The 19,176-nt window shown below is 67.5% G+C and carries 19 protein-coding genes and 1 pseudogene; 11 read left to right on the top strand and 9 right to left on the bottom strand.

Annotation, left to right across the window (positions count from 1 at the left end; genetic code table 11):
• Positions 1-117 precede the first annotated feature (117 nt).
• On the top strand, positions 118-651 hold the full coding sequence (locus N536_RS0112660; protein WP_231514508.1) for a hypothetical protein: 534 nt from the start codon (positions 118-120) through the stop codon (positions 649-651).
• Here the strand turns inward: N536_RS0112660 and N536_RS43535 are convergent.
• Positions 626-1,660 carry a DUF2867 domain-containing protein gene (locus tag N536_RS43535; protein ID WP_369798416.1) on the bottom strand — a complete coding sequence of 345 codons (1,035 nt, stop codon included), beginning with the start codon at positions 1,658-1,660 and terminating at the stop codon, positions 626-628. The genes N536_RS0112660 and N536_RS43535 overlap by 26 nt on opposite strands.
• A 69-nt stretch (positions 1,661-1,729) precedes the next feature.
• Here N536_RS43535 and N536_RS0112650 point away from each other — a divergent pair, with 69 nt between their 5' ends.
• Positions 1,730-2,278 carry a TetR/AcrR family transcriptional regulator gene (locus N536_RS0112650; protein WP_029113932.1) on the top strand — a complete coding sequence of 183 codons (549 nt, stop codon included), beginning with the start codon at positions 1,730-1,732 and terminating at the stop codon, positions 2,276-2,278.
• Here the strand turns inward: N536_RS0112650 and N536_RS0112645 are convergent.
• The 3 genes from N536_RS0112645 to N536_RS0112635 all read right to left on the bottom strand — a co-directional run bounded on the left by N536_RS0112645 (position 2,275) and on the right by N536_RS0112635 (position 6,395).
• Positions 2,275-4,533 (bottom strand): molybdopterin-dependent oxidoreductase, encoded by a 2,259-nt coding sequence (locus tag N536_RS0112645; RefSeq protein WP_029113931.1) that lies wholly within the window; start codon positions 4,531-4,533, stop codon positions 2,275-2,277. The two genes, N536_RS0112650 and N536_RS0112645, sit on opposite strands and share 4 nt — an antisense overlap.
• 13 nt (positions 4,534-4,546) lie before the next feature.
• Positions 4,547-5,134 carry a TetR/AcrR family transcriptional regulator gene (locus N536_RS0112640; protein WP_369798415.1) on the bottom strand — a complete coding sequence of 196 codons (588 nt, stop codon included), beginning with the start codon at positions 5,132-5,134 and terminating at the stop codon, positions 4,547-4,549.
• A 127-nt stretch (positions 5,135-5,261) separates the two neighbouring features.
• Positions 5,262-6,395, bottom strand: a complete 1,134-nt coding sequence (locus N536_RS0112635; protein ID WP_029113929.1) for a nitronate monooxygenase — start codon at positions 6,393-6,395, stop codon at positions 5,262-5,264.
• Positions 6,396-6,581: 186 nt separating this feature from the next.
• On the opposite strand from N536_RS0112635, the gene N536_RS0112630 reads away from it, so the two are divergent.
• Both N536_RS0112630 and N536_RS41485 read left to right on the top strand, forming a co-directional pair.
• On the top strand, positions 6,582-7,214 hold the full coding sequence (locus N536_RS0112630; RefSeq protein ID WP_029113928.1) for a hypothetical protein: 633 nt from the start codon (positions 6,582-6,584) through the stop codon (positions 7,212-7,214).
• Positions 7,214-7,435 (top strand): bacterioferritin-associated ferredoxin, encoded by a 222-nt coding sequence (locus N536_RS41485; protein WP_081809180.1) that lies wholly within the window; start codon positions 7,214-7,216, stop codon positions 7,433-7,435. The genes N536_RS0112630 and N536_RS41485 overlap by 1 nt, the downstream gene beginning before the upstream one ends.
• Here N536_RS41485 and N536_RS0112625 read toward each other — a convergent pair.
• A complete protein-coding gene (locus N536_RS0112625) occupies positions 7,371-8,144 on the bottom strand; it encodes an HAD family phosphatase (protein ID WP_029113927.1) in 774 nt (257 codons plus the stop codon). The two genes, N536_RS41485 and N536_RS0112625, sit on opposite strands and share 65 nt — an antisense overlap.
• Positions 8,145-8,414: 270 nt before the next feature.
• On the opposite strand from N536_RS0112625, the gene N536_RS0112620 reads away from it, so the two are divergent.
• Positions 8,415-8,807 (top strand): STAS domain-containing protein, encoded by a 393-nt coding sequence (locus N536_RS0112620; protein ID WP_081809179.1) that lies wholly within the window; start codon positions 8,415-8,417, stop codon positions 8,805-8,807.
• Positions 8,808-8,861: 54 nt separating this feature from the next.
• Positions 8,862-9,302, top strand: coding sequence for an ATP-binding protein (locus N536_RS0112615; protein WP_231514507.1), 441 nt, complete (start codon positions 8,862-8,864; stop codon positions 9,300-9,302).
• Here N536_RS0112615 and N536_RS0112610 read toward each other — a convergent pair.
• Positions 9,299-10,390 (bottom strand): diacylglycerol kinase, encoded by a 1,092-nt coding sequence (locus tag N536_RS0112610; RefSeq protein ID WP_029113924.1) that lies wholly within the window; start codon positions 10,388-10,390, stop codon positions 9,299-9,301. The genes N536_RS0112615 and N536_RS0112610 overlap by 4 nt on opposite strands.
• Positions 10,391-10,490: 100 nt before the next feature.
• On the opposite strand from N536_RS0112610, the gene N536_RS0112605 reads away from it, so the two are divergent.
• A complete protein-coding gene (locus N536_RS0112605) occupies positions 10,491-11,234 on the top strand; it encodes a glucose 1-dehydrogenase (protein WP_029113923.1) in 744 nt (247 codons plus the stop codon).
• On the opposite strand, the gene N536_RS0112600 is transcribed toward N536_RS0112605, so the two are convergent.
• Complete coding sequence (locus N536_RS0112600; RefSeq protein WP_029113922.1) at positions 11,231-12,070, bottom strand: alpha/beta fold hydrolase; 840 nt, start codon at positions 12,068-12,070, stop codon at positions 11,231-11,233. The genes N536_RS0112605 and N536_RS0112600 overlap by 4 nt on opposite strands.
• A gap of 60 nt (positions 12,071-12,130) precedes the next feature.
• Between N536_RS0112600 and N536_RS0112595 the strand changes: the two genes are divergently transcribed.
• Positions 12,131-12,748 carry a TetR/AcrR family transcriptional regulator gene (locus N536_RS0112595; RefSeq protein ID WP_029113921.1) on the top strand — a complete coding sequence of 206 codons (618 nt, stop codon included), beginning with the start codon at positions 12,131-12,133 and terminating at the stop codon, positions 12,746-12,748.
• 62 nt (positions 12,749-12,810) lie between these two features.
• Entirely contained in the window at positions 12,811-15,621 is a 2,811-nt protein-coding gene (locus tag N536_RS0112590; RefSeq protein ID WP_369798414.1) for a sugar-binding domain-containing protein, read from the top strand.
• A gap of 287 nt (positions 15,622-15,908) precedes the next feature.
• Here the strand turns inward: N536_RS0112590 and N536_RS41480 are convergent.
• Positions 15,909-16,790: pseudogene (locus tag N536_RS41480) on the bottom strand (glycosyltransferase family 87 protein); the annotation flags it as partial.
• 122 nt (positions 16,791-16,912) lie between these two features.
• On the opposite strand from N536_RS41480, the gene N536_RS0112580 reads away from it, so the two are divergent.
• Positions 16,913-17,137, top strand: a complete 225-nt coding sequence (locus tag N536_RS0112580) for a hypothetical protein (RefSeq protein ID WP_029113918.1) — start codon at positions 16,913-16,915, stop codon at positions 17,135-17,137.
• Here N536_RS0112580 and N536_RS0112575 read toward each other — a convergent pair.
• Positions 17,134-17,802: a VTT domain-containing protein gene (locus N536_RS0112575; RefSeq protein ID WP_029113917.1), complete on the bottom strand. Its 669-nt coding sequence runs from the start codon at positions 17,800-17,802 to the stop codon at positions 17,134-17,136. The two genes, N536_RS0112580 and N536_RS0112575, sit on opposite strands and share 4 nt — an antisense overlap.
• 96 nt (positions 17,803-17,898) lie before the next feature.
• Between N536_RS0112575 and N536_RS0112570 the strand changes: the two genes are divergently transcribed.
• Positions 17,899-19,173, top strand: a complete 1,275-nt coding sequence (locus tag N536_RS0112570) for a competence/damage-inducible protein A (protein ID WP_197040133.1) — start codon at positions 17,899-17,901, stop codon at positions 19,171-19,173.
• Positions 19,174-19,176: the final 3 nt, after the last annotated feature.

Genomic DNA, 19,176 nt, shown 5'->3' with positions numbered 1-19,176 from the left:
GCTGATTTTCTAATCGTTCGGCAACCGTTCGGACTTGCCCTGTAACGAAATCGGCGCGATCCTGTATTGACCCACTAGCAACATCAGTCCCTGAGGCCACGAGGGAAGGGTTACCGGATGATGAGGACCACCAGCACGGTCAAGGTCGTGTCGACACTCGCGGGCGGAACGTCGGGTCTTTTCCTCGCGTTGACGATGCTCGCCTCGCCGGCCGCCGCCGACCCGTTGACTCCCATTCCGCCGCCCCCGCCCGCACCGGCGGTCCAGGCCGCCGCCACGGATCCCTCGATTCAGGCCGCGGGCGCGGACGTCGCACCGGTGCCGCCAGAGGGTGTCCCGCACCTTCCCAGCCCCGACGCCCTTCCCCCCGGTTCGACGCTCGATCCCACCGTGATGGGCAACGAGTCACCGAACGTGAGCTATCTGAAGGATCTCTGGCACGCCGTGCAAAACCAGGAGATCAGCGGCAAGGAAGCACTGCTGTTGGGCGTCGCGCAGCGCGGCATGAACACGCCCATCCCGGATCAGGCTCCCGGCCCGAACGTGCCGATCTCGCCGGCCGATGCTCCGCTGCCACCGCCACCCCCGCCGGCTCCCGCGCTGCCGTGGCTGGCGCCGCCGCCTGCTAGCCCGCTCCCGCCGACTCCCTGACTTCGGCGGCTCGCCGTCCGACCGCCTCCAGCAGCGTCAGCACGATGCGCACGTGCGTCGGCTCGATCGCGGCCCACGTCGGTCGCGTCGCCGATGTCCGGTGGTGAACGAACGTCGCGAACAGCAGCCCCTCCGGACGGAGGGTGAAGACCAGTTCCGCCGGCATTCCGACGCGTGAATCCCTGCCCAGTAGCACGGTGTCGGCACTGTTGTGCCGCACGTCCCACTCGAGGATGGACCCGGCCGCTCCGTCCTTGAGGCCGAGTGCGGTCCAGCCGGAGAGCAACTTCGCCCGCGTCGCCGCCGGAGCCTGTTCGAGCATTGCCCTGGCCCACCGCTCGGCGGTCCAGTCAGGCGCCGCACTGGTGTCGACGAGGAATGCGTCGGCGTAGTCGATCCGGGGCAGAGCGGTGAGGGCGCGGACGTCGTCCGGCACGTCCACTTGCCGGACCGTGGACTGGACCCTCCAACGCCGCTCGAGGTCGCCGAGCATGGTCGGATACACCACGAGGTGTCGGAACGGCGCGATCGCCGCCAGATAGGCCGCGCCCAGCGGACCGTTCGGCTTGACCAGAACCGCCAGCTGGCCCCGGAATCCGCCACTTCCGTCGGCAACCCAACCGAGGTGCAGTATCCCGTGGACCGTGCGGTTGACGATCTCCCACGCGGCTTCGTCGTCGGTCGCGTACAGGGGCGTGAACCGCCCTCGTCCGAGTTCGAGGGGCGACGAGTCCCGCAGGTCCGCGGGCAGTGTGTCGCGCAAACCGCCGACGGGCGAACCCGATTCGCCGTCCAGGTTCAGCAGGCGCCCAAGCGCCCAGCGGGCGGCGAACAACGCGTGCACCACCGGTGACGACCGTTGGGCGTCGAACGACGAGAACAAGGTGATCAGGCGGGTGAAGTCGGCGGGGCCGCCTGGGGTCGGCAGCGCCCACACGTCGAGGACCTGGAAGCCATGGGTGAGCTCGTGGATTCGCCAGGGTCGGGTGGTGTGCGCATCATTGGGCAACCTGACTTTTAACATACACTACTGTATGCTTTAGTTTCATTGCATGTCAAGACGATCCGACGGAGAACGATGCCCGCACCCACCCGCACCCCCCGAGAGGCCTGGATCGAGGCGGGCCTGTCGGCCCTGGCCGACGGCGGCCCTGACGCCGTGCGGGTCGACGTGCTCGCACAGACTCTCGGCGTGACGCGCGGGGGCTTCTACCACCAGTTCGACGGCAGGAAGGCGCTTCTCGACGAGCTGCTCGACTCCTGGGAACGCCGCAGCACCGACGACGTCCTCGAACGGGTCGAACGCGAGGGCGGTGACGCCCGTACCAAGGTCAACCGGGCAGGCATGCTGACGTTCTCCGGCGCGCTGCTGCAGATCGACCTTGCCGTGCGGGACTGGGCCCGCCGGGACGCCGCGGTGGCCGACCGATTACGGCGTGTGGACAACCGCAGGATGGACTACCTACGCGAGCTGATCGGCACCTTCTGCGACGACGTCGACGACGTGGAAGCCCGCGCGCTGCTTGCCTTTTCGCTGGCAATCGGCAACCACTTCGTCGCCGCAGACCACGCCGGGCGCAGCAGGGCGCAGGTGCTGCAGCGGGCGACCGCGCGGTTGCTCGATTAGCCTGCGACCCCGGCCGTGACGGCGGTGTCAACGGCCTCGACGCGCACCGGGACGTGTTTGTGCCATGGCGTTCCGGCATAGGCGTCGCGCCATTCCGTGGACGTCAGCGCGTTCGGCGCCACGCCCGGCCTGGTGGAGGCACCGTCGGCGTCGACGTGGTCGAGACCGTAACCGTTGGGCAGCGAGACGTGCCCGGGCAGCATCGCGTCATTGATCTCGACGGTCGCCTCGGCGCTGCCCGCCGCCGTGGTGATCCGCGCCGTTGCGCCGTCGGCAAGGCCGATGGCGGCGGCGTCCTCGGGACTGATCCGCAGCGCCCCGTCCACGTCCTTCTTGCGCCAGGCCGGATTGCGCAGGATGTCGTTGGCGGTATACGCCCGGCGTTCCCCTGCCGAGAGCACGAGGGGGAACTCCGCACTGGTGAACCCGACACGGGCCGAGCGCAGCGCGCGAATCTCGTCCAGCATCTCGGGCATCTCCACCGCGATCTTGTGATCGGGGTGAGTGATCAAGGCGAAGTCGTCCTCGTACTCGTGCACGGTGAACGTCAGCCCCGAGCGGGCCGACAGGATCGCCTCGAACAATGCGTTGCCGTCGGCGTGCCCGGCCCGGCGCACGGCGTCGGGATACGCCATCGCCGTCTTCTGAGCCAGTCCCCACAGTGCGGCCGCGCCGGAAAGTCCTTCTGGGAGAGTCGGCCCCAGCGTCTCGTACAAGACGAACGGCAACACCCGGCCCAGGCCGGGGTTGGCGCTGACCGCGGCGAGGAAGGCCTGCGCGTACGCGTCCAGACCGTCCTTGGCGGCTCGCCGCAGCGGTTCCAGCTCGGTGTCGTCGACCACCCCGAGGGCGCGCACCAGCCGCGCCCAGATCTCCGGCTCGGGCAGCGTGCCGGGCAGTGGCTCCATCAACCGGTGGCGCAGATGAAAGGTGTTGTGCGGGAACTCCAGATTGAAGAACGTCGCCTCGGCCTTCTCGAACTGGCTGGCGGCAGGCAGGACGTAGTGGGCGAGCCGGGCCGTCTCGGTCATCGCCACGTCGATGACGACGAGCAACTCCAATGACTCCAATGCCCGGGTCACCGAGCCCGAGTCGGCGATCGAATGGGCCGGGTTGCTGCTCTCGACGATCATCGCCCGGAGCCGGTCGGGGTGATCGGTCAGGATTTCCTGCGGCACCACGTTGCTCGGGATCAGCCCGGCGATGATGGGGGAGCCGGTCACCGGCGTGCGCCCGACGCCGCCCACGCCGAAGAGCGGGGCGAATGACGAATGCAGATGCTGGGCACCGCGTTTGGCGAAGCTGCCGGTGAGGATCCACAGCATCTTGTTCAGATAGGAGCACAGCGTGCTGTTGGGCGCCTGCTGCACGCCGAGGTCCTCGAACACCGACACGCTCGACGCCGCGGCGATGCGCCGGGCCGCTGCCCGCAGCAGGTCCTCGTCGACACCACAGCGTTGGGCGTAGTCGGACACGGGCACGTCGGCCAGCACCGCGCGCACGGCATCCGCGCCGTTGACGTGTTCGGCGAGGAAGGCCTCGTCGCACAGGTCCTCCTGGACCAGTACGGCGGCAAGCGCAGCGAGGCACCAGGCGTCAGTACCGGGACGCACGCGGAGGTGGAAGTCGGCCATCTTCGCGGTGTCGGTGATCACCGGATCGATCACGATCATCGAGCGCGCCGGATCCTTGGCGATGTCGTTGAGCACCACCCGGGCCCGCGGAAAGCTCTGCGACATCCACGGGTTCTTGCCGACGAACACCGAAACCTCGGCGTGCTCGAACTCGCCGCGGGTGTGGCCGCCGTAGAAGTGGGCATCGACCCAGTGTTCGCCGGTCTTCTCCTGCGCCAAGGCATTCGAGCGGTACCGCGATCCGATCGACTTGAGGAAGGCGCCGCTGTAGGCGCCGCCGAGGTGATTGCCCTGGCCGCCGCCGCCGTAGTAGAAGATCTTGTCGCCGCCGTGTTCGTCGCGGACCTTCGAGAATCCCTCGGCGATCTCGGTGATGGCCGTGTCCCAGTCGATTTCCTCGTAGCTGCCGTCGGGACGCCTGCGCAGCGGAGAGGTCAGCCGATTGCCACCGCTCTGATAGTGATCCAGCCGCAGCGCCTTGTTGCACGTGTAGCCCTGTGACGCGGGATGGTCCTTGTCGCCGCGGATCTTGACCAGCCTGCGGTCGTCGACCTGAACGGTGACGCCGCAGTTGCATTCGCACAGGATGCACGCCGTCGACTGCCATTCGATTCCGGTCATCGTCCGACCTCTCTTAGGTGTTCTGGGCCTTCAGCAGCGTGCGCAACTGACGGTGGGTCGCGTCGAGCGGTTCGATGTCCCGGGTTGCCCGGGCGATCACGATGGCGCCTTCGATGGCCGACGTGATGAACAGGGCCAGCTCCCGCGCGCGGTCAGCGGCGACACCGTCACCGGTGAGCCGTTCGGCGATCAGGTCGGTCCAGCGGATGAACGCCGCGCCCGCCCGCTCGAGCACGGCGGCGTTCTCGTCCTTCGCCGGATCGCCTGCCTCCACGGCGACGGCCACCACGGGGCATCCGGCGCGATACTCGGTCTTGATCAACTGCTTGCGGAACCCGCCGATCACGACGTCCAGAACGTCGAGACACGTTGCGCCGGAGCTGATTCGCGCGACCATGTGCTCGCTGGCGAAGTCGACGGCCTCGCACATCAGCTGGGTGCGGCCGCCGGGAAAGTAGTGATAGGCCGAGCCTCGAGGGGCGCCGCTGTGTTCGAGCACGTCGGAGATGGCCGTCGAGTGCGCACCGCGCTCGCGGATGAGCAGTGCGGCCGAGGCGACCATCCGGTCGCGGGGCGTGACCACGTCGTCAGGCTTCGCCATTATGTAGAGCATCATACATACCCGTCAAGATCGCGGGACCTGCGGTGAAACGCGTTGAGAATGCGCTGAGGGCTGTGATTCGACGTGAATCACAGCCCTCAGTGCAGTTTCGACGCAAAGGCGCCCGTTAGACGGAGGCGGCCTCGTTGAGTTCGTTGAGCGTGCTGGTGGCTTCCAGATACTCCTGAACCCACCGCTCGATGACGGTCGACGTCTTCTCGACCTTGGTGAACTGGCCGACGACCTGTCCGATCGGGTTGAACGCGACGTCGACGCTCTCGTTCGGGTACTTGTGCGTGGCGGCGACGGCCATGCCGGACACCATGTACTGCAGCGGCATGCCGAGTGGCTTCGGGTTGTTGGGGTCTTCCCAGGCCTCGGTCCAGTCGTTCTTCAGCATTCGCGCCGGCTTGCCGGTGAACGAGCGGCTGCGCACGGTGTCGCGGCTGGATGCCTTGACGTAGGCGGCGTGCTGCACCGGGGTGTGCTCCGACTCCTCGACCATCACCCACTGCGACCCGGTCCACGCGCCCTGGGCACCGAGGGCGAGCGCGGCGGCGATCTGCTGGCCGCTGCCGATACCACCGGCCGCGAGCACCGGTACGGGCGCGACGGCCTTGACGACCTGGGGCCACAATACGATCGAGCCGACCTCGCCGCAGTGGCCGCCGGCCTCGCCGCCCTGGGCGATGATGATGTCGACACCGGCATCGGCGTGCTTGCGCGCCTGAGACGGGGACCCGCACAGCGCCGCGACCTTGCGGCCCTCGTTGTGGATGTGCTCGATCATGTCCGCGGGCGGCGTACCGAGCGCGTTGGCGATCAGCGTGCACTTCGGGTGTTGCAGCGCCACCTCGACCTGCGGGGTGGCGGTCGCCTCGGTCCAGCCCAGCAGTTGCATCGCGTCGTCGTCGCTGTGGTCGACCGGCACGCCGTGATCGGCGAGGATCTTGCGGGCGAATTCCACGTGCTCGTCGGGCACGAGGTCGTTGAGCGTCTTCTTGAGAACTTCGGGGGACAGGTCGCCTGCGTCCATGCCCTCGTACTTGTTGGGAATGACGATGTCGACGCCGTAGGTGTGGTCGCCGATGTTCTCGTCGATCCACTTGAGTTCGATCTCGAGCTGTTCGGGGGTGAATCCGACGGCGCCGAGGACGCCGAAGCCACCGGCCTTGCTCACCGCGACCACCACGTCGCGGCAATGAGTAAATGCGAAGATCGGAAACTCGATGCCGAGTTGGTCGCAGAGTGGGGTGTGCATGCCTGCTCCTTTGAGGGCCGGTAGCGAACTGGAACGTGTTCTAGTTTAGTACTTCGCTCCTCAGATGTAGAGGGCAGGCCGGTATCGGAACGCCCCTCCGGCACTCGACACCAACGGAGAATCGCATTACCGTTTTTCAAGAACACCGTTGACACACACGTTCGTGGCCGCAAGGGGCGAGAACCGATGACGCATTGGCTGACCCACTCGCTCGTACTTGCGTCGGACTATCGCGTCAAAGACCCCGAACGGGTGTGGCCGTTCCTCGAGCGGCGACGAGACGCGCTCGCCGACCTGGGTGCCCACCACGTGCTGGTCTACGCGTCGACCACGGAACCCGGACGAGTCTTGGTGATGATGGCCGTAAACGCCCGCGAACCGGTGCTCGAAGTGTTGCGGTCACGGGTCTTCTTCGACTGGTTCGACGCGGTCGGGGTGGACGACATCCCCGCCGTCTTCGCAGGCGAGGAGGTCGAGCGGATCGACTTGGCACCCGACGCCGGTGCCACGGCGCCCGGGGTGGTGGTGTCGGTGGTGACCCCGGTCGAGGACGTGCCGAGCCTCGTCAGCCACGTCCGCGAAACGGTCGACGAACTCCGCGCAGGCGGCATTCGCAAGCTGCTCATCTTCAGCGCATTCGACAACCCCCGCGAGGTGCTGCTGCTGCTGCAGATCGACGACGAGTCCCATGCCCGCCATTGGCTGCGGGATTCCCAGCTGGCCGCCGAGTGGTTGGCGAAGGCGGGCATCGGCGCGTATCCGCCGGTCTTCGTCGGAAAGTTCCGGCACATGATCCGCATCGACGAGGCCGATGCCTGATGTTCGTCTGCCTGTGCGTGGGAGTCACCAACCAGACCGTCGCCGCAGCTGTCGCGGCCGGTGCGGCGACGTCCAAACAGGTGGCAGACGCGTGCGGAGCAGGCTCGGAGTGCGGTCGATGCCGACGCACGGTGCGCGCGATCATCGAAGGCGCGATCACCGAGAAGCGGGGCGCCTCCGCAGCGACCACGCGGGGACGCGACGACGCTCCGAACCGGTGACCAGCAGCACCGGCCACCCCCGTCGCGCCGCTTCGGCGGCCAGCCCCGGCCGTGGGTTCACGGGACGAGGACGACCGACCGCCCGCATCGACGGGATGTCCTCGTCCCCATCGGCGTAGAAGTAACTGCGCTGCAGGTCGACGCCATGGTCGGCGCCGAAACGCTGCACGGCCGCCGTCTTGCCGGCGCCCCACACGACCGGCGCGACGATGTCGCCCGTCAACCGCCCGTGATCGTCGACCTCGAAGTGGTTGCACAACACCGCGCCGATACCCAGGAACCGGGCCACGGGTTCGGCGTGGATGGTCAGGGCCGACGAGCTGAGTACGACGGTGTGGCCACGTTCCTGATGCGCCCGCACGACGTCGCGCATCGCCGAGTAGACCCGCGCCTCGATGTGACTGCGAAAGAGCGCCTCACCGAGTTCATCCAGCTCGTCGAGCGACTCGCCGCGAAGGTAGCCGGCCGCTCGTCCGACGAGGCGCTCGAACTCCATTCGACCCAACCGATACCGCACCGAGGCCTCGACCACGCCGAGCACCTCACCGATCCGTGCCTGGCGTTGCCGGATGCGGTGACTGGCGTGCGCCGTCGCCGTGAATCCGGACACCAGAGTGCCGTCGAGGTCGAAGAACGCGCCGACCCCGGGGCCGCTGGGACCCGACGTGATCTCCGCCAACTGGCGGGTGACGGGCGTCTCGGGATCCATGTCGCTCCTGTACTGCGGCTCACCGGGCTGTCGCCCAACTCGTCTTCCATTCCAGCATCCCCGAGTGACACTTCCGCGCTGGTGCAGGTTGCGGGGGTGCGACGGGCCCGCCAGTGCCCGGGTTGAGTCCCGGCGGAGACATCGGCGGATCGCATCGGATAGGTTCGACGTAGGCAGTTTCGTTCTTGCCGGGTTCAGCCTGAAGCCTCGCGAGCATGAAAGTCGCGCCGCCTCGCATCCAACGAAGCGGCCAAACAGGGAAGTTGGGCATTGGACGAACAACGCGAATCAGTGACCGAGGATGCCTTCCCGGCGTCGGCTTCGACGTGCGAGGTCAGCGAGCGCACAGTCGACGGCGTGGCCGTCGTGGCCGCATCCGGTGTGATCGACATGCTTACCGCGCCGCAACTCGAGGAGGCGCTGCGCAGCGCCCTCGGCAAGAAGCCGGCCTGCCTGGTCGTGGACTTGGCCCAGGTCGAGTTCCTGGCCTCCGCGGGAATGGGCGTCCTGGTCGCCGCTCACGACGAGGCCGGCACCGACACCAGGCTCTGCGTCGTCGCTGAAGGCCCCGCCACGAGTAGGCCGCTGAAACTGGTCGGAATCGCCGACATCGTTCCGCTGTACGCCACACTCGACGAAGCGACTGCGGCACTTCGCGGGTAGACACGCATAGTCGGACGACCAATCGGGTAAGCACGAGCTGTCATGATCGATTCGATGGCTATTGCGAACGTTGCCAACGCGGACCGCTTCGAGCGCGTCGGCCTTGCGGCGACCGCGCAAACGGCTTCACGCGCCCGTGACGAGTTCGCGGCGTGGCTCCGGAAGTTCTTCGACCTGGGGCCGGTGCGGTCGGGTGACCTCATCCTCGCGATCAACGAGGCGCTGGCGAACTGTGCCGAGTTCGCCTACCTGCACGCTCCTGGCCAGGGCACGATGGATCTGACGGCGTGGCACGACACTGTCGACTCGACCATCACGGTCCTCATCGCCGACCGGGGATCGTGGCGGAGGCCTCAAGAGCCACGGACCCGCAGCCGGGGACGTGGCATCCCGTTGATGGAGGCACTGTCCGACCGGACCTCGATCGAGGCCTCGGACCATGGCACGCGCGTCCGGCTGCAATGGGCCAATGTCGCACGCGCCTGTGTGAGCTAGGTTCCCGCCGGGACCGCCGGTGTCACGACACCTCTACCAGTGACCAGTGGCAGGTCGAGCGTCGTCCGGATTCCCGGGGCGGCCGCCAGCACGTCCGGGATCGCATTCACGATCCGGCCTGCCGCCGCCAGGATGGCTGCGTAGTTGTGGTCGCCGTTGCGGCTGGTGGGGCAGATGTCGACGACGTACGAGGGCTCACCGGTGATCTCGACCCGGTACGACCCGCCGGGCTGCGCCGGCTGCGCCCAGTCCGGGCGCAGATCAGCGCGCAGCCGGGTGATGTGCTCGACGACGATGACGGGCTGTCCCTGCACGATGCCCTCGATCTGGAAGCGCAGCGCCGCAACGGTGCCCTTCGCGATGTGGCCCGCGGCGACGTCGAAGTCCTCGGGCGCCGGCTCCTGCTCGACGGAATCCCTGATCTCGTCGACCTCCACGCCCAGTCCCGCCGCCAGTTGCCGGATGGCGGTGCCCCAGGCGATGCTCAGGACGCCGGGCTGGAACAAGATGGGGAAATCGCCCAGCTGCTTGCCGAAACCCATCACGTCGAACATCACCGTCGCCCCGTCGTAGGTGGCGTAGTCGGCGATCTCCATGGTGCGCACCTGCTCGATGGTCTGGCAGGTGCCAGTGAGCGCAAACGGCAGCAGGTCGGTCGCGAAGCCGGGGTCTACACCGGTGATGAAGACGGTCGAATTGCCTTGTTGCGCTGACTCTTCGACGCGATCGATGTACTTGTCCGGGATGACCTGCCACGGGTACTGCAACACGCCCGGCGCAGAACCCACCACGTTGACGCCCGCGGCGAGGATGCGACGGATGTCGGCCATCGCCTCGGGCAGGCGGGTGTCACCCATCGCGCAGTAGACGACGCAGTCGGGTTTGACGGCCAGGATCGCATCGAGGTCGTTGGTCGCGGCGACGCCCGTCAAGCCGTCCAGGCCTGCCAACTCGCCAGCGTCCTTGCCCACCTTGGCATCTGAGGACACCCAGACCCCGGTCAGCTCGAAGCGCGCGTCGTTGATCAGCTGCCTCAGCGCGATGCTGCCGCAGTTCCCGGTGCCGATGAGCGCGACGCGGATTGCCATGCTGTTCCTCCTCCGAACGGATGCAGAGCAGTATGCGTGGTGCGCACTCGAATTGGAACATGTTCTAGTTCGAAATATGCGTGCGGTAGCCTGACCCGTCATGGGACGAGTGGATGAAAAAGTTGCACTGATCAGCGGCGGGGCGCGGGGGATGGGCGCCGCGCATGCACGGATGCTGGTCGCGGAGGGCGCAAAAGTGGTCATCGGCGACATCCTCGACGAGGAGGGCAAGGCCCTGGCCGAGGAGATCGGCCCCGCCGCGCGCTACGTCCACCTCGACGTCACCCAGGCGGACGAGTGGGAAGCAGCCGTCGCGGTCGCGGTTGCGGAGTTCGGCAAGCTGAACGTGCTGGTGAACAACGCGGGGATCGTCGCACTCGGCCAGATCGGCAAGTTCGACATGGCCAAGTGGCAGAAGGTCATCGACGTGAACCTGACCGGGACGTTCCTGGGCATGCAAGCCTCCGTGGAGGCGATGAAGGCGGCCGGCGGTGGTTCGATCATCAACGTCTCGTCGATCGAGGGGCTGCGCGGCGCACCGATGGTGCATCCCTACGTGGCGTCCAAGTGGGCGGTGCGCGGCCTGGCCAAATCCGCGGCAATCGAACTCGGCAAGCACAAGATTCGGGTCAACTCGCTGCATCCCGGCTTCATCCGCACGCCGATGACCAAGCACTTCCCGGAAGACATGGTCACCACCCCGCTGGGCCGGCCAGGGAAGTCCGAGGAGGTCGCCACGTTCATCGTGTTCCTGGCCAGCGACGAGTCGTCCTACGCGACCGGCAGCGAGTTCGTGGTCGACGGCGGTCTGGTCACCGACGTCCCGCACAAGGACTTGTTCTAGGCACTCGCCCCAACTGTCGCGATCGCGTCGACCACCGCCTGCGGTGCGTCCAGCGCGACGAAGGTGCGCGCGTCCGGCACCTCGATCAACTTGGCGTGCGGGAACAGCGCGGCCAGTCGTCGGCCGAGCGTCGGGGTGAACGAACGATCGCGCTGACCCCACACCACCGTGACGGGCTTGGCGAACCGGGGCAGCCGCGTCGCCACGTCGGTCAGGTCCGTCGCGGCCACGCCGCGCAGCAGGTCGCCGAGGTTCGCCGCGATCCGCCGGTCGGTGCTACAGGGCTTGATCCACGACGCGGTGAGTTCGTCGTTGGGTCGGGTGAGCAGTCCGTACCCAAGCGGCGAGCGCCGCAGGACCGCAAACCTCATCAGCCCCGCCAGCGCCGTGATCGACCTAGGACCGCGCATCGTGGCGAACACCACGTTGAACGGGAACGGCGGGAACTTGTCGAACGCGTCGCAGTTGGTCAGGACCAGCCGTCCGACACTGTCCGGGTGGGCGTCGATCAGGAGCTGACACAGTCCGCCGCCGGTGTCGTTGCCGACGAGCGTGACGTCGCGCAGGTCCAGCGTGGTGATGAATTCGTTGATCATCTCGGCCACCGACCGGGGCGTCAGCTCCACTCCCGGGTCGACCGGTACGGTATGCGACCCGAGCGGCCAGTCCGGCAAGATGCAGCGGAACCCGTTGCGCGCCAACTTCTCTGCAACACCGAGCCAGAGCCTGTGGTCGACGAGGATGCCGTGGACGAACAGGACGGGAGGGTGGGCGGAGTCGGCCGGACCCAACTCGCGGTACTCGATCGTGGCTCGTTGCAACGTCACCTGCGGCATATCGGCTACCCTCCGGGATGAACTTACGAACACTCGGTATGAAAGTTACGTGCGCACTGTATGAAAGTCAACGAACCGGCCCGCCGCACCCAGGCCGAACGCACCGCCGCGACCAGGGCACGCCTGCTTGAGGCGGGCAGGCAGCTGTTCGCGACGCACGGTTATGCGGCGGTCTCCACCCAGGCGATCGTCGACGCCGCCGGGGTCACGCGAGGTGCGCTCTATCACCAATTCGATGACAAGACAGGCTTGTTCGCCGAAGTGTACGAAGAGGTCGAGCGCGACCTGGTGACCAACATCAGCACACGGATCGTGGCCGCCGAACCCCCCGACCAGTTGGCCGCGATGCGGGTGGGCGCCCGGCTGTTCCTGGAGGAGTGCTCCGTGCCCCACGTGCAGCGCATCGCGCTCATCGACGCACCCGCCGTGCTCGGGTGGGCGCGCTGGCGAGAGGTCGGCATGAAGTACGGGCTTGGCGTCATCGAGGCGATGCTGGCGCAGGCCATGGCGGACGGCGTCATCCCCACCCAGCCTCTCCGCCCGACCGCCCACGTCCTGCTTGGCGCCCTCGACGAGGCTGCGCTGTACGTGTCCCGGGCCGACGACTCCGCCAAGGCGCTCGAGCAGATGTACGAGGTGTGCGAGCGCGTGATCAGCGGCATCGCTGGCGGTCGCTGACCCGCAGGCGCGGGCAGGCAGAATGTCCTTCGACGGGGGTCGTCCCCTACGCGTCCGAGGACTTGACGCGCCCCTGGACCGGAGGGAGTAGCGCCATCGCGCCCGAGCTGCGCCGAACCGCCGTTCTGGGCATCGTGGCCTTGCTACTGCTCCTCCTGGTCAGTGCTGGCGACTTCCCACGCTTCGTGCGGCCCGAGCCACCCGCCGACCTGACCGAGTTGTCGTCGGGATGGCGGCTGGCGTCGGCACGCGACGTCACCGCCGCCGGGCCCGACGTGTCTCGTCCGGAGTTTCAGGGGGTCGGCTGGCACGACGTGCGCCGGATGCCCGCGACCGTTTTGCAGACGCTCGAGGACGACGGCACGTACCCGAACCTCTACTACGGCACGAACCTGCTCACCGAGGTTCCCCAGGACCTCTACGAGCAGGACTGGTGGTACCGGACGACATTCACCGCACCGCCCGGCCACACCAACTATCGACTCGACTTCCCCGGCATCAACTACCGGGCGGAGGTCTGGCTCAACGGGCACCTCGTCGCAGGCGCCGACAAGGTGGTCGGCATGTACGTCGACCACGAACTCGACGTGACGCCGTGGATCATCCGTGGGAAGCCGAACACGCTGGCCGTCAAGGTCATCCCCGAGCGGGCGATGCAGGACGTCGACGGCGTGGAACTTGCCGACAGCTGGTTTGACTGGATCAACTGGAACTACCTCGGATACCAAGGGCCGAACAAGAACCCAACCAACGGCAATTCGTTCGTGGCCGATCGCAACGCCGGAATCTTCAAGCCGGTGTATCTGCGTACGTCGGGCGCCGTGGCCATCGACGACGCGACGGTGAACTCCGAACTGCCACTGCCCAACACCGACAGTGCACGACTGACCATCCACACGGGTCTGCGCAACTTCTCGACCGACCGCATGCGCGGCGTGCTGCGGGCCACGATCAGCCGGGCGGGCAAACCAGATGTTCGGGTCGATCAGGCCATCACGCTGGCGCCCGGCGAGCAACGCGAAGTGACTTTCGCCCCAACCGATTTCAACGCGCTGGTGCTCGACCATCCAGATCTGTGGTGGCCTTACACGATGGGCACGCCCAACCTGTACGACCTGCGGCTGGAATTCATGCAGTACGGCCGAGCGACCGACGCGACCTCGCAGCGCTTCGGCGTGCGGACCATCACGCAGGGCCGTGACGACGACCAGCGGTTCCCCGAGCTCGGCACGGGCGGCAACTTCTACCTTCAGGTCAACGGCCGAGACTTCCTGGTCCGCGGCGCGACGTACACGCCCGACCTGCTCTACCGCTACGACCCGGACCGCGACGACGCGATCCTCGCCTATGCCCGCGATCTTGGCCTGAACATGCTGCGGCTGGAGTCCAAGATCCCGCCGGAGAGATTCGTCGAGAAGGCCGACGAACTCGGCATTCCGCTGATGGTCGGCTGGATGTGCTGCAACCAGTGGGAGAAGTGGCCACAGTGGGACGCCGAGGATCACCGCGTCGCCGAGGACAGCATGCGGTCGCAGATCACCATGCTGCGCAGCCACGCCGCGGCGTTCGTCTGGGCCAACGCGAGCGACGGCAGGCCGCCGGAACCCGTGCTCACCACGTACCACGACATCCTGCGAGAACTGCACTGGCAGAACGCGGTCGTCGACACCGTGTCGTCTTACACCACCAACGCCGCAGGCGAGCGGCTGTGGGACGGCATCCAGATGGCAGGTCCGTACACGTGGCGCCCACCGAGCTACTGGTTCAGCGGCCGCTATCGCGCCGCGCGCGGTGCGTCAGCCGAGCAGGGCGACAACGAGCACATTCCGCCGTACGCGAGCCTGGTCAAGTTCATCCCACCCGACAAGCTGTGGCCGATCAACGACACCTGGTACTTCCACGCCGGGTCCAATGACGGCAACGCCGTGTTGACCAGCATCCGGCGCGCGATCATCCGCCGCTACGGACCATCCTCTGGCCCAGAGGAATTCACCAACAAGGCCCAGCTTGCGCACTACGAGTCGACGCGCGCACAGTTCGAGTCGTTCGCCGCGCTCGGTTGGGCCGGTCACAAGATGACGATCTACTGGATGCTGAACAACCACTGGCCGTCCTTCTTCGGCAACGTCTTCGACTACTACCTGCGGCCCGGCGGCGCGTACTACGGCGCCAAGAAGGGCCTGCGGCCGCTGTCAGTGGTGTTCGACTCCTACGCGACCGGTGACCACAGCCAGGCGGCGGTCTCGGTGGTCAACCAAACCCCCAACGCCGAAACCAATCTGCGCGCGCGGGTTCGCGTCTACGACCTGCAGGGGCGCACGCGCTACGACCAGACCTCGCCGCAGCTTGCCGTGCCGTCCGGTGCCGCGACACCGGCCATGACGCTGCCTCGAGTGGTCCGGGACTCGCAGGTGTTCTTCGTCCGCTGCGAGCTTCTCGACGCTGCGGGCAAAGTGGTGGCCGAAAACGTCTACTGGCAGTCGCAACGCAACGACGACGTCGGAGATCCCAACGGGGACTTCGCCTTCCAGCTGAACCAGGAGAGCTGGGCCGACATGACGGCGCTCAACTACATGCCCAAGGTGCCGCTCGACGTCACCGCCACGCGGGCCAGCAACGGCGCCGGACAGGACGTCGTCGACATCCGCTTGCGCAACACCACGAACAGGGTGGCCTTCTTCGAACGGGCCGAGGTCACCGCCACCCGCGACGGTGACGAGATCCTGCCCATCGAGTACTCGGACAACTACGTGACCGTCTTCCCGGGTGAGACCGTGGACCTCGAGGCACTGGTGCCGAACCCTCTGGTGTCCGCCAACTGGGTGCGCGTGACCGGATACAACACGCCGGCGGTGTCGGTTCCCGTCACATAGTCCTCGCGACGCAACCACCACGCCGTTGCGGCCAACACGATCACGAACGCCAACAGGTAGGCCGCAGGGAGCCACACGTCCCACGCCCCACCGGGACGGATCGATAGCAGCCCCGTCTCCGGTGTGCCGCCCGTCACCGAGACGAACCAGCCCGCGAACGTCGCCCAGAACACGCACAGCGCGGCCAAGGCCCACCTACTCCCGACCGCCATGGCCCGGTGCCCGAGGTGCACGACCAACGGCGCGAACCACACCCAGTGATGGCTCCAACTGAACGGCGACGCAGCGGCCGACGCCATGCCGACGATTGCCAGCCCGAGTACGCGGTGGCCGCGCCGCCACGCCAGCACCGCGACCGCCAGCGCCACCACGGCCACGCCGAGCGCCGCTGCGGTCGCCACGCCGTCCGGCCACTGCAGACGGACGAACAATCCGTGCAGGCTCGTGTTGGCTACGGGATCACTCGAGATGCGGCCGACGTCGTCGAATCCGTGCCGCAACCAGAAATAGGAGGAGTCCCGCGGCAGTACCGCGAACCCGGCCACGACCGTGGCGACGAACGTCCCGGACGCCACCAGAGCGGCGCGGCGTCGACCGATCAGCAGCAGATAGACGATGAACAGCGCGGGCACCAGCTTGATGCCCGCGACCAGCCCGATGCCGACACCGGCCCACCTGCGCCGTCGCGGCCCCAGCAGGTCGGCCACCACCACGGCCATGATCAGCAGGTTGATCTGGCCGAGTTGCAACGACAACCTGATCGGTTCGAGCCACGCGACGAGCCCGACGAGCAGGGCACCCACACTCAGGAGACCGGTCGCCGCGGTCATCCCCAACGCACGGAGCATCCGCCACACCGCGAACGCGACCAGGGCGGCATTGACGCCGAGCCCCAGAATCTGCGCCGTCAGGGGAGTGATCAACGCGAACGGCAGGAAGCACAGCGCCGCGAACGGCGTGTAGTCGAACAGCAGCGTGTGGGGATTGCCGGTCAGCCCGGTCGAATAGAGGTCCTGCCCGGCCAACACCCGATCGGCTCCGAACCGGTAGACGAGCAGGTCGACCTGCCCGGCCAGATTCGGCCAGCGCAGGTAGGCGGCCGCATAGACGACGAGCGCAACGGTCAGAACGACCGGGCCGTACGCACGGGCCGCGGAGTTGGGACGCATCGACACGCGAACGAAGGTACGACGGATGTCTGAACGGTTCCTGAAAGTCGGGGTTGCCGACGGTTGCCCCGCCGGCGACGGGGAGAATGACCGCAGAAGACGTCACGGCGAGGAGAGATTCAATGACCGCAACCGACGAGCGCACCGCGCTCGCCCAGGCCACCGCGGCCGCGGGCTGGCAGCGCCGCGAGATCGACCGCATCGACGTCTACCTGCGCGGCTTGTCCAGGGTGCGGGTGATCTGGCAGGGCAACGACGCCATCAGCGGGGGATCGCGCTTCCACGACGACGTCATGGAGCAGTACTCCCGCGACCTCGCCACCGTCAAGAAGTGGCTGTCGGCCTAGCCCAACTCAGCCGCGCGCCCGGCGGCCCGCCGAACCAGCACCGCCCGCACCACTGACGCAGCGACCGGCAGCACCGACAGGACCGCGATGCCGAGGACCATCAACTCGAGATTGGCTCCCACGAACGGCACGCCGCCCAGGTGGTACCCGACGACGGTCAGTCCGACGCCCCACGCGATCGCGCCCACCACGTCGTAGGCGAGGAACAGCGAGTAGCGCATTCCCGAGGCGCCGGCGATCACGGGGGTGAACGTCCGCACCACGCCGACGAAGTGCCCGATCACGATGGTCTTGCGGCCGTGCCGTTCGAAGAACCGTCGCGACGACGTCAGATAGTGCTTCTTGAAGAAGCGGGCGTCCTCCTTCTTGAACAGCGCCGGTCCCAGCCGTCGGCCGATGACGTAGCCCAGCTGCCCGCCGATCACGGCGGCGGCGGCAGCGCACGGCGCGATGGTCCATACGTCCACCGGTGCGTGCGGCTGTGCGGCGAGCAGCCCCGCCGTGAACAACAAAGTGTCACCCGGCAGGAACGGGAACATCAGTCCGATCTCGATGAAGACGATGAGCATCACGCCGGGCAGCACTGCCGACGCGAACGGGCCGCCGTCGGCCAGCCAGTACATCGGGTCCATCAGCTGGGGCAGGGCCATGATGGTGCTCGTCACGGCCGCCGAACTTAGTCCGCCGACGTTGCCATCCGTTGAACGCAGACCGACTACGGCTCGTGCGCCATCGGGATGAGTTGTCGGCGTCGTAATGTCATACCCGTGAGCGCACGCGCGGGCATCGTCGTCACCGGAACCGAGGTACTGACGGGGCGGGTCCAGGACAGGAACGGCCCATGGCTGGCTGACCGCCTGCTCGAACTCGGCGTCGAACTCGCCCACATCACGATCTGCGGTGACCGACCCCAGGACATCGAGGCGCAACTGCGGTTCCTGGCAGCCGAGGGCGTCGACCTCATCATCACCAGCGGTGGGCTCGGTCCCACCGCCGACGACATGACGGTCGCAACCGTCGCCCGCTTCTGTGACCGCGAGCTGATGCTGGACGTCGAACTCGAGGCGACCATCGCGGACATCCTGAAGCGGCTGATGCAACGTCGCTCCGGAGTGGACTTCGAGGCGGTGATGGCCGCGAATCGCAAGCAGGCCATGGTTCCGGTGGGGGCCGAAGTACTCACCCCGGTCGGAACCGCGCCGGGCGTGGTGGTGCCGGGCACACCGACGGTCGTCGTGCTGCCGGGACCGCCACGCGAGCTACAGCCCATGTGGTCGGCCGCCATCCAGAGCCCGGCCGTGCAGGCGGCGATCGCGGGCCGGACCGTGTACCGCCAGGAGACGATCCGGATGTTCGGGCTACCCGAGTCGGGACTGGCCGAGACGCTGCGGGACGCCGAGCAGACCCTGAGCGGCTTCGAGCGCCTGGAGATCACCACCTGTCTTCGCCGCGGCGAGCTGGAGATCGTCACGCGCTACGAACCCGACGCCGCCGACGTCTACGCGGATCTCGTTGCGCTGCTACGGGAACGCCACGGTCAGGAACTGTTCTCGACCGACGGCGCGCTCGTCGACGATCAGGTCGCCGCGCTGTTGGCGGGCCGGACCATCGCGACGGCCGAGTCGTGCACGGCGGGCATGATCGCGGCGCGGCTGACGGACCGGCCCGGCTCGTCCGAGTACGTGGCGGGCGGCGTGGTGTCCTACTCGAATCAGGCCAAGACCGACCTGCTGGGCGTCGACCCCGCGCTCTTGGAGGCGCACGGTGCGGTGTCGGAACCCGTCGCCGAGGCGATGGCCGCGGGCGCGTTGAAGCGCTTCGGCGCGGACACCGCGGTGGCAACCACCGGAATCGCCGGCCCCGGTGGGGGAACGCCGGAGAAGCCGGTCGGGACGGTCTGCTTCTGCGTCATGCTCGGCGACGGCCGGACGCTGACCAGGACGCTGCGGCTACCCGGTGACCGTTCGGACGTCCGGGAGCGATCGACGACCGTCGCGATGCACCTGCTCCGGCGGGCACTGAACGACGCGGATTGAGCC

The sequence above is a fragment of the Mycobacterium sp. URHB0044 genome (genome assembly GCF_000620625.1).
Lineage (GTDB): Bacteria > Actinomycetota > Actinomycetes > Mycobacteriales > Mycobacteriaceae > Mycobacterium.
This window is presented reverse-complemented; position numbering and strand designations above follow the sequence as displayed.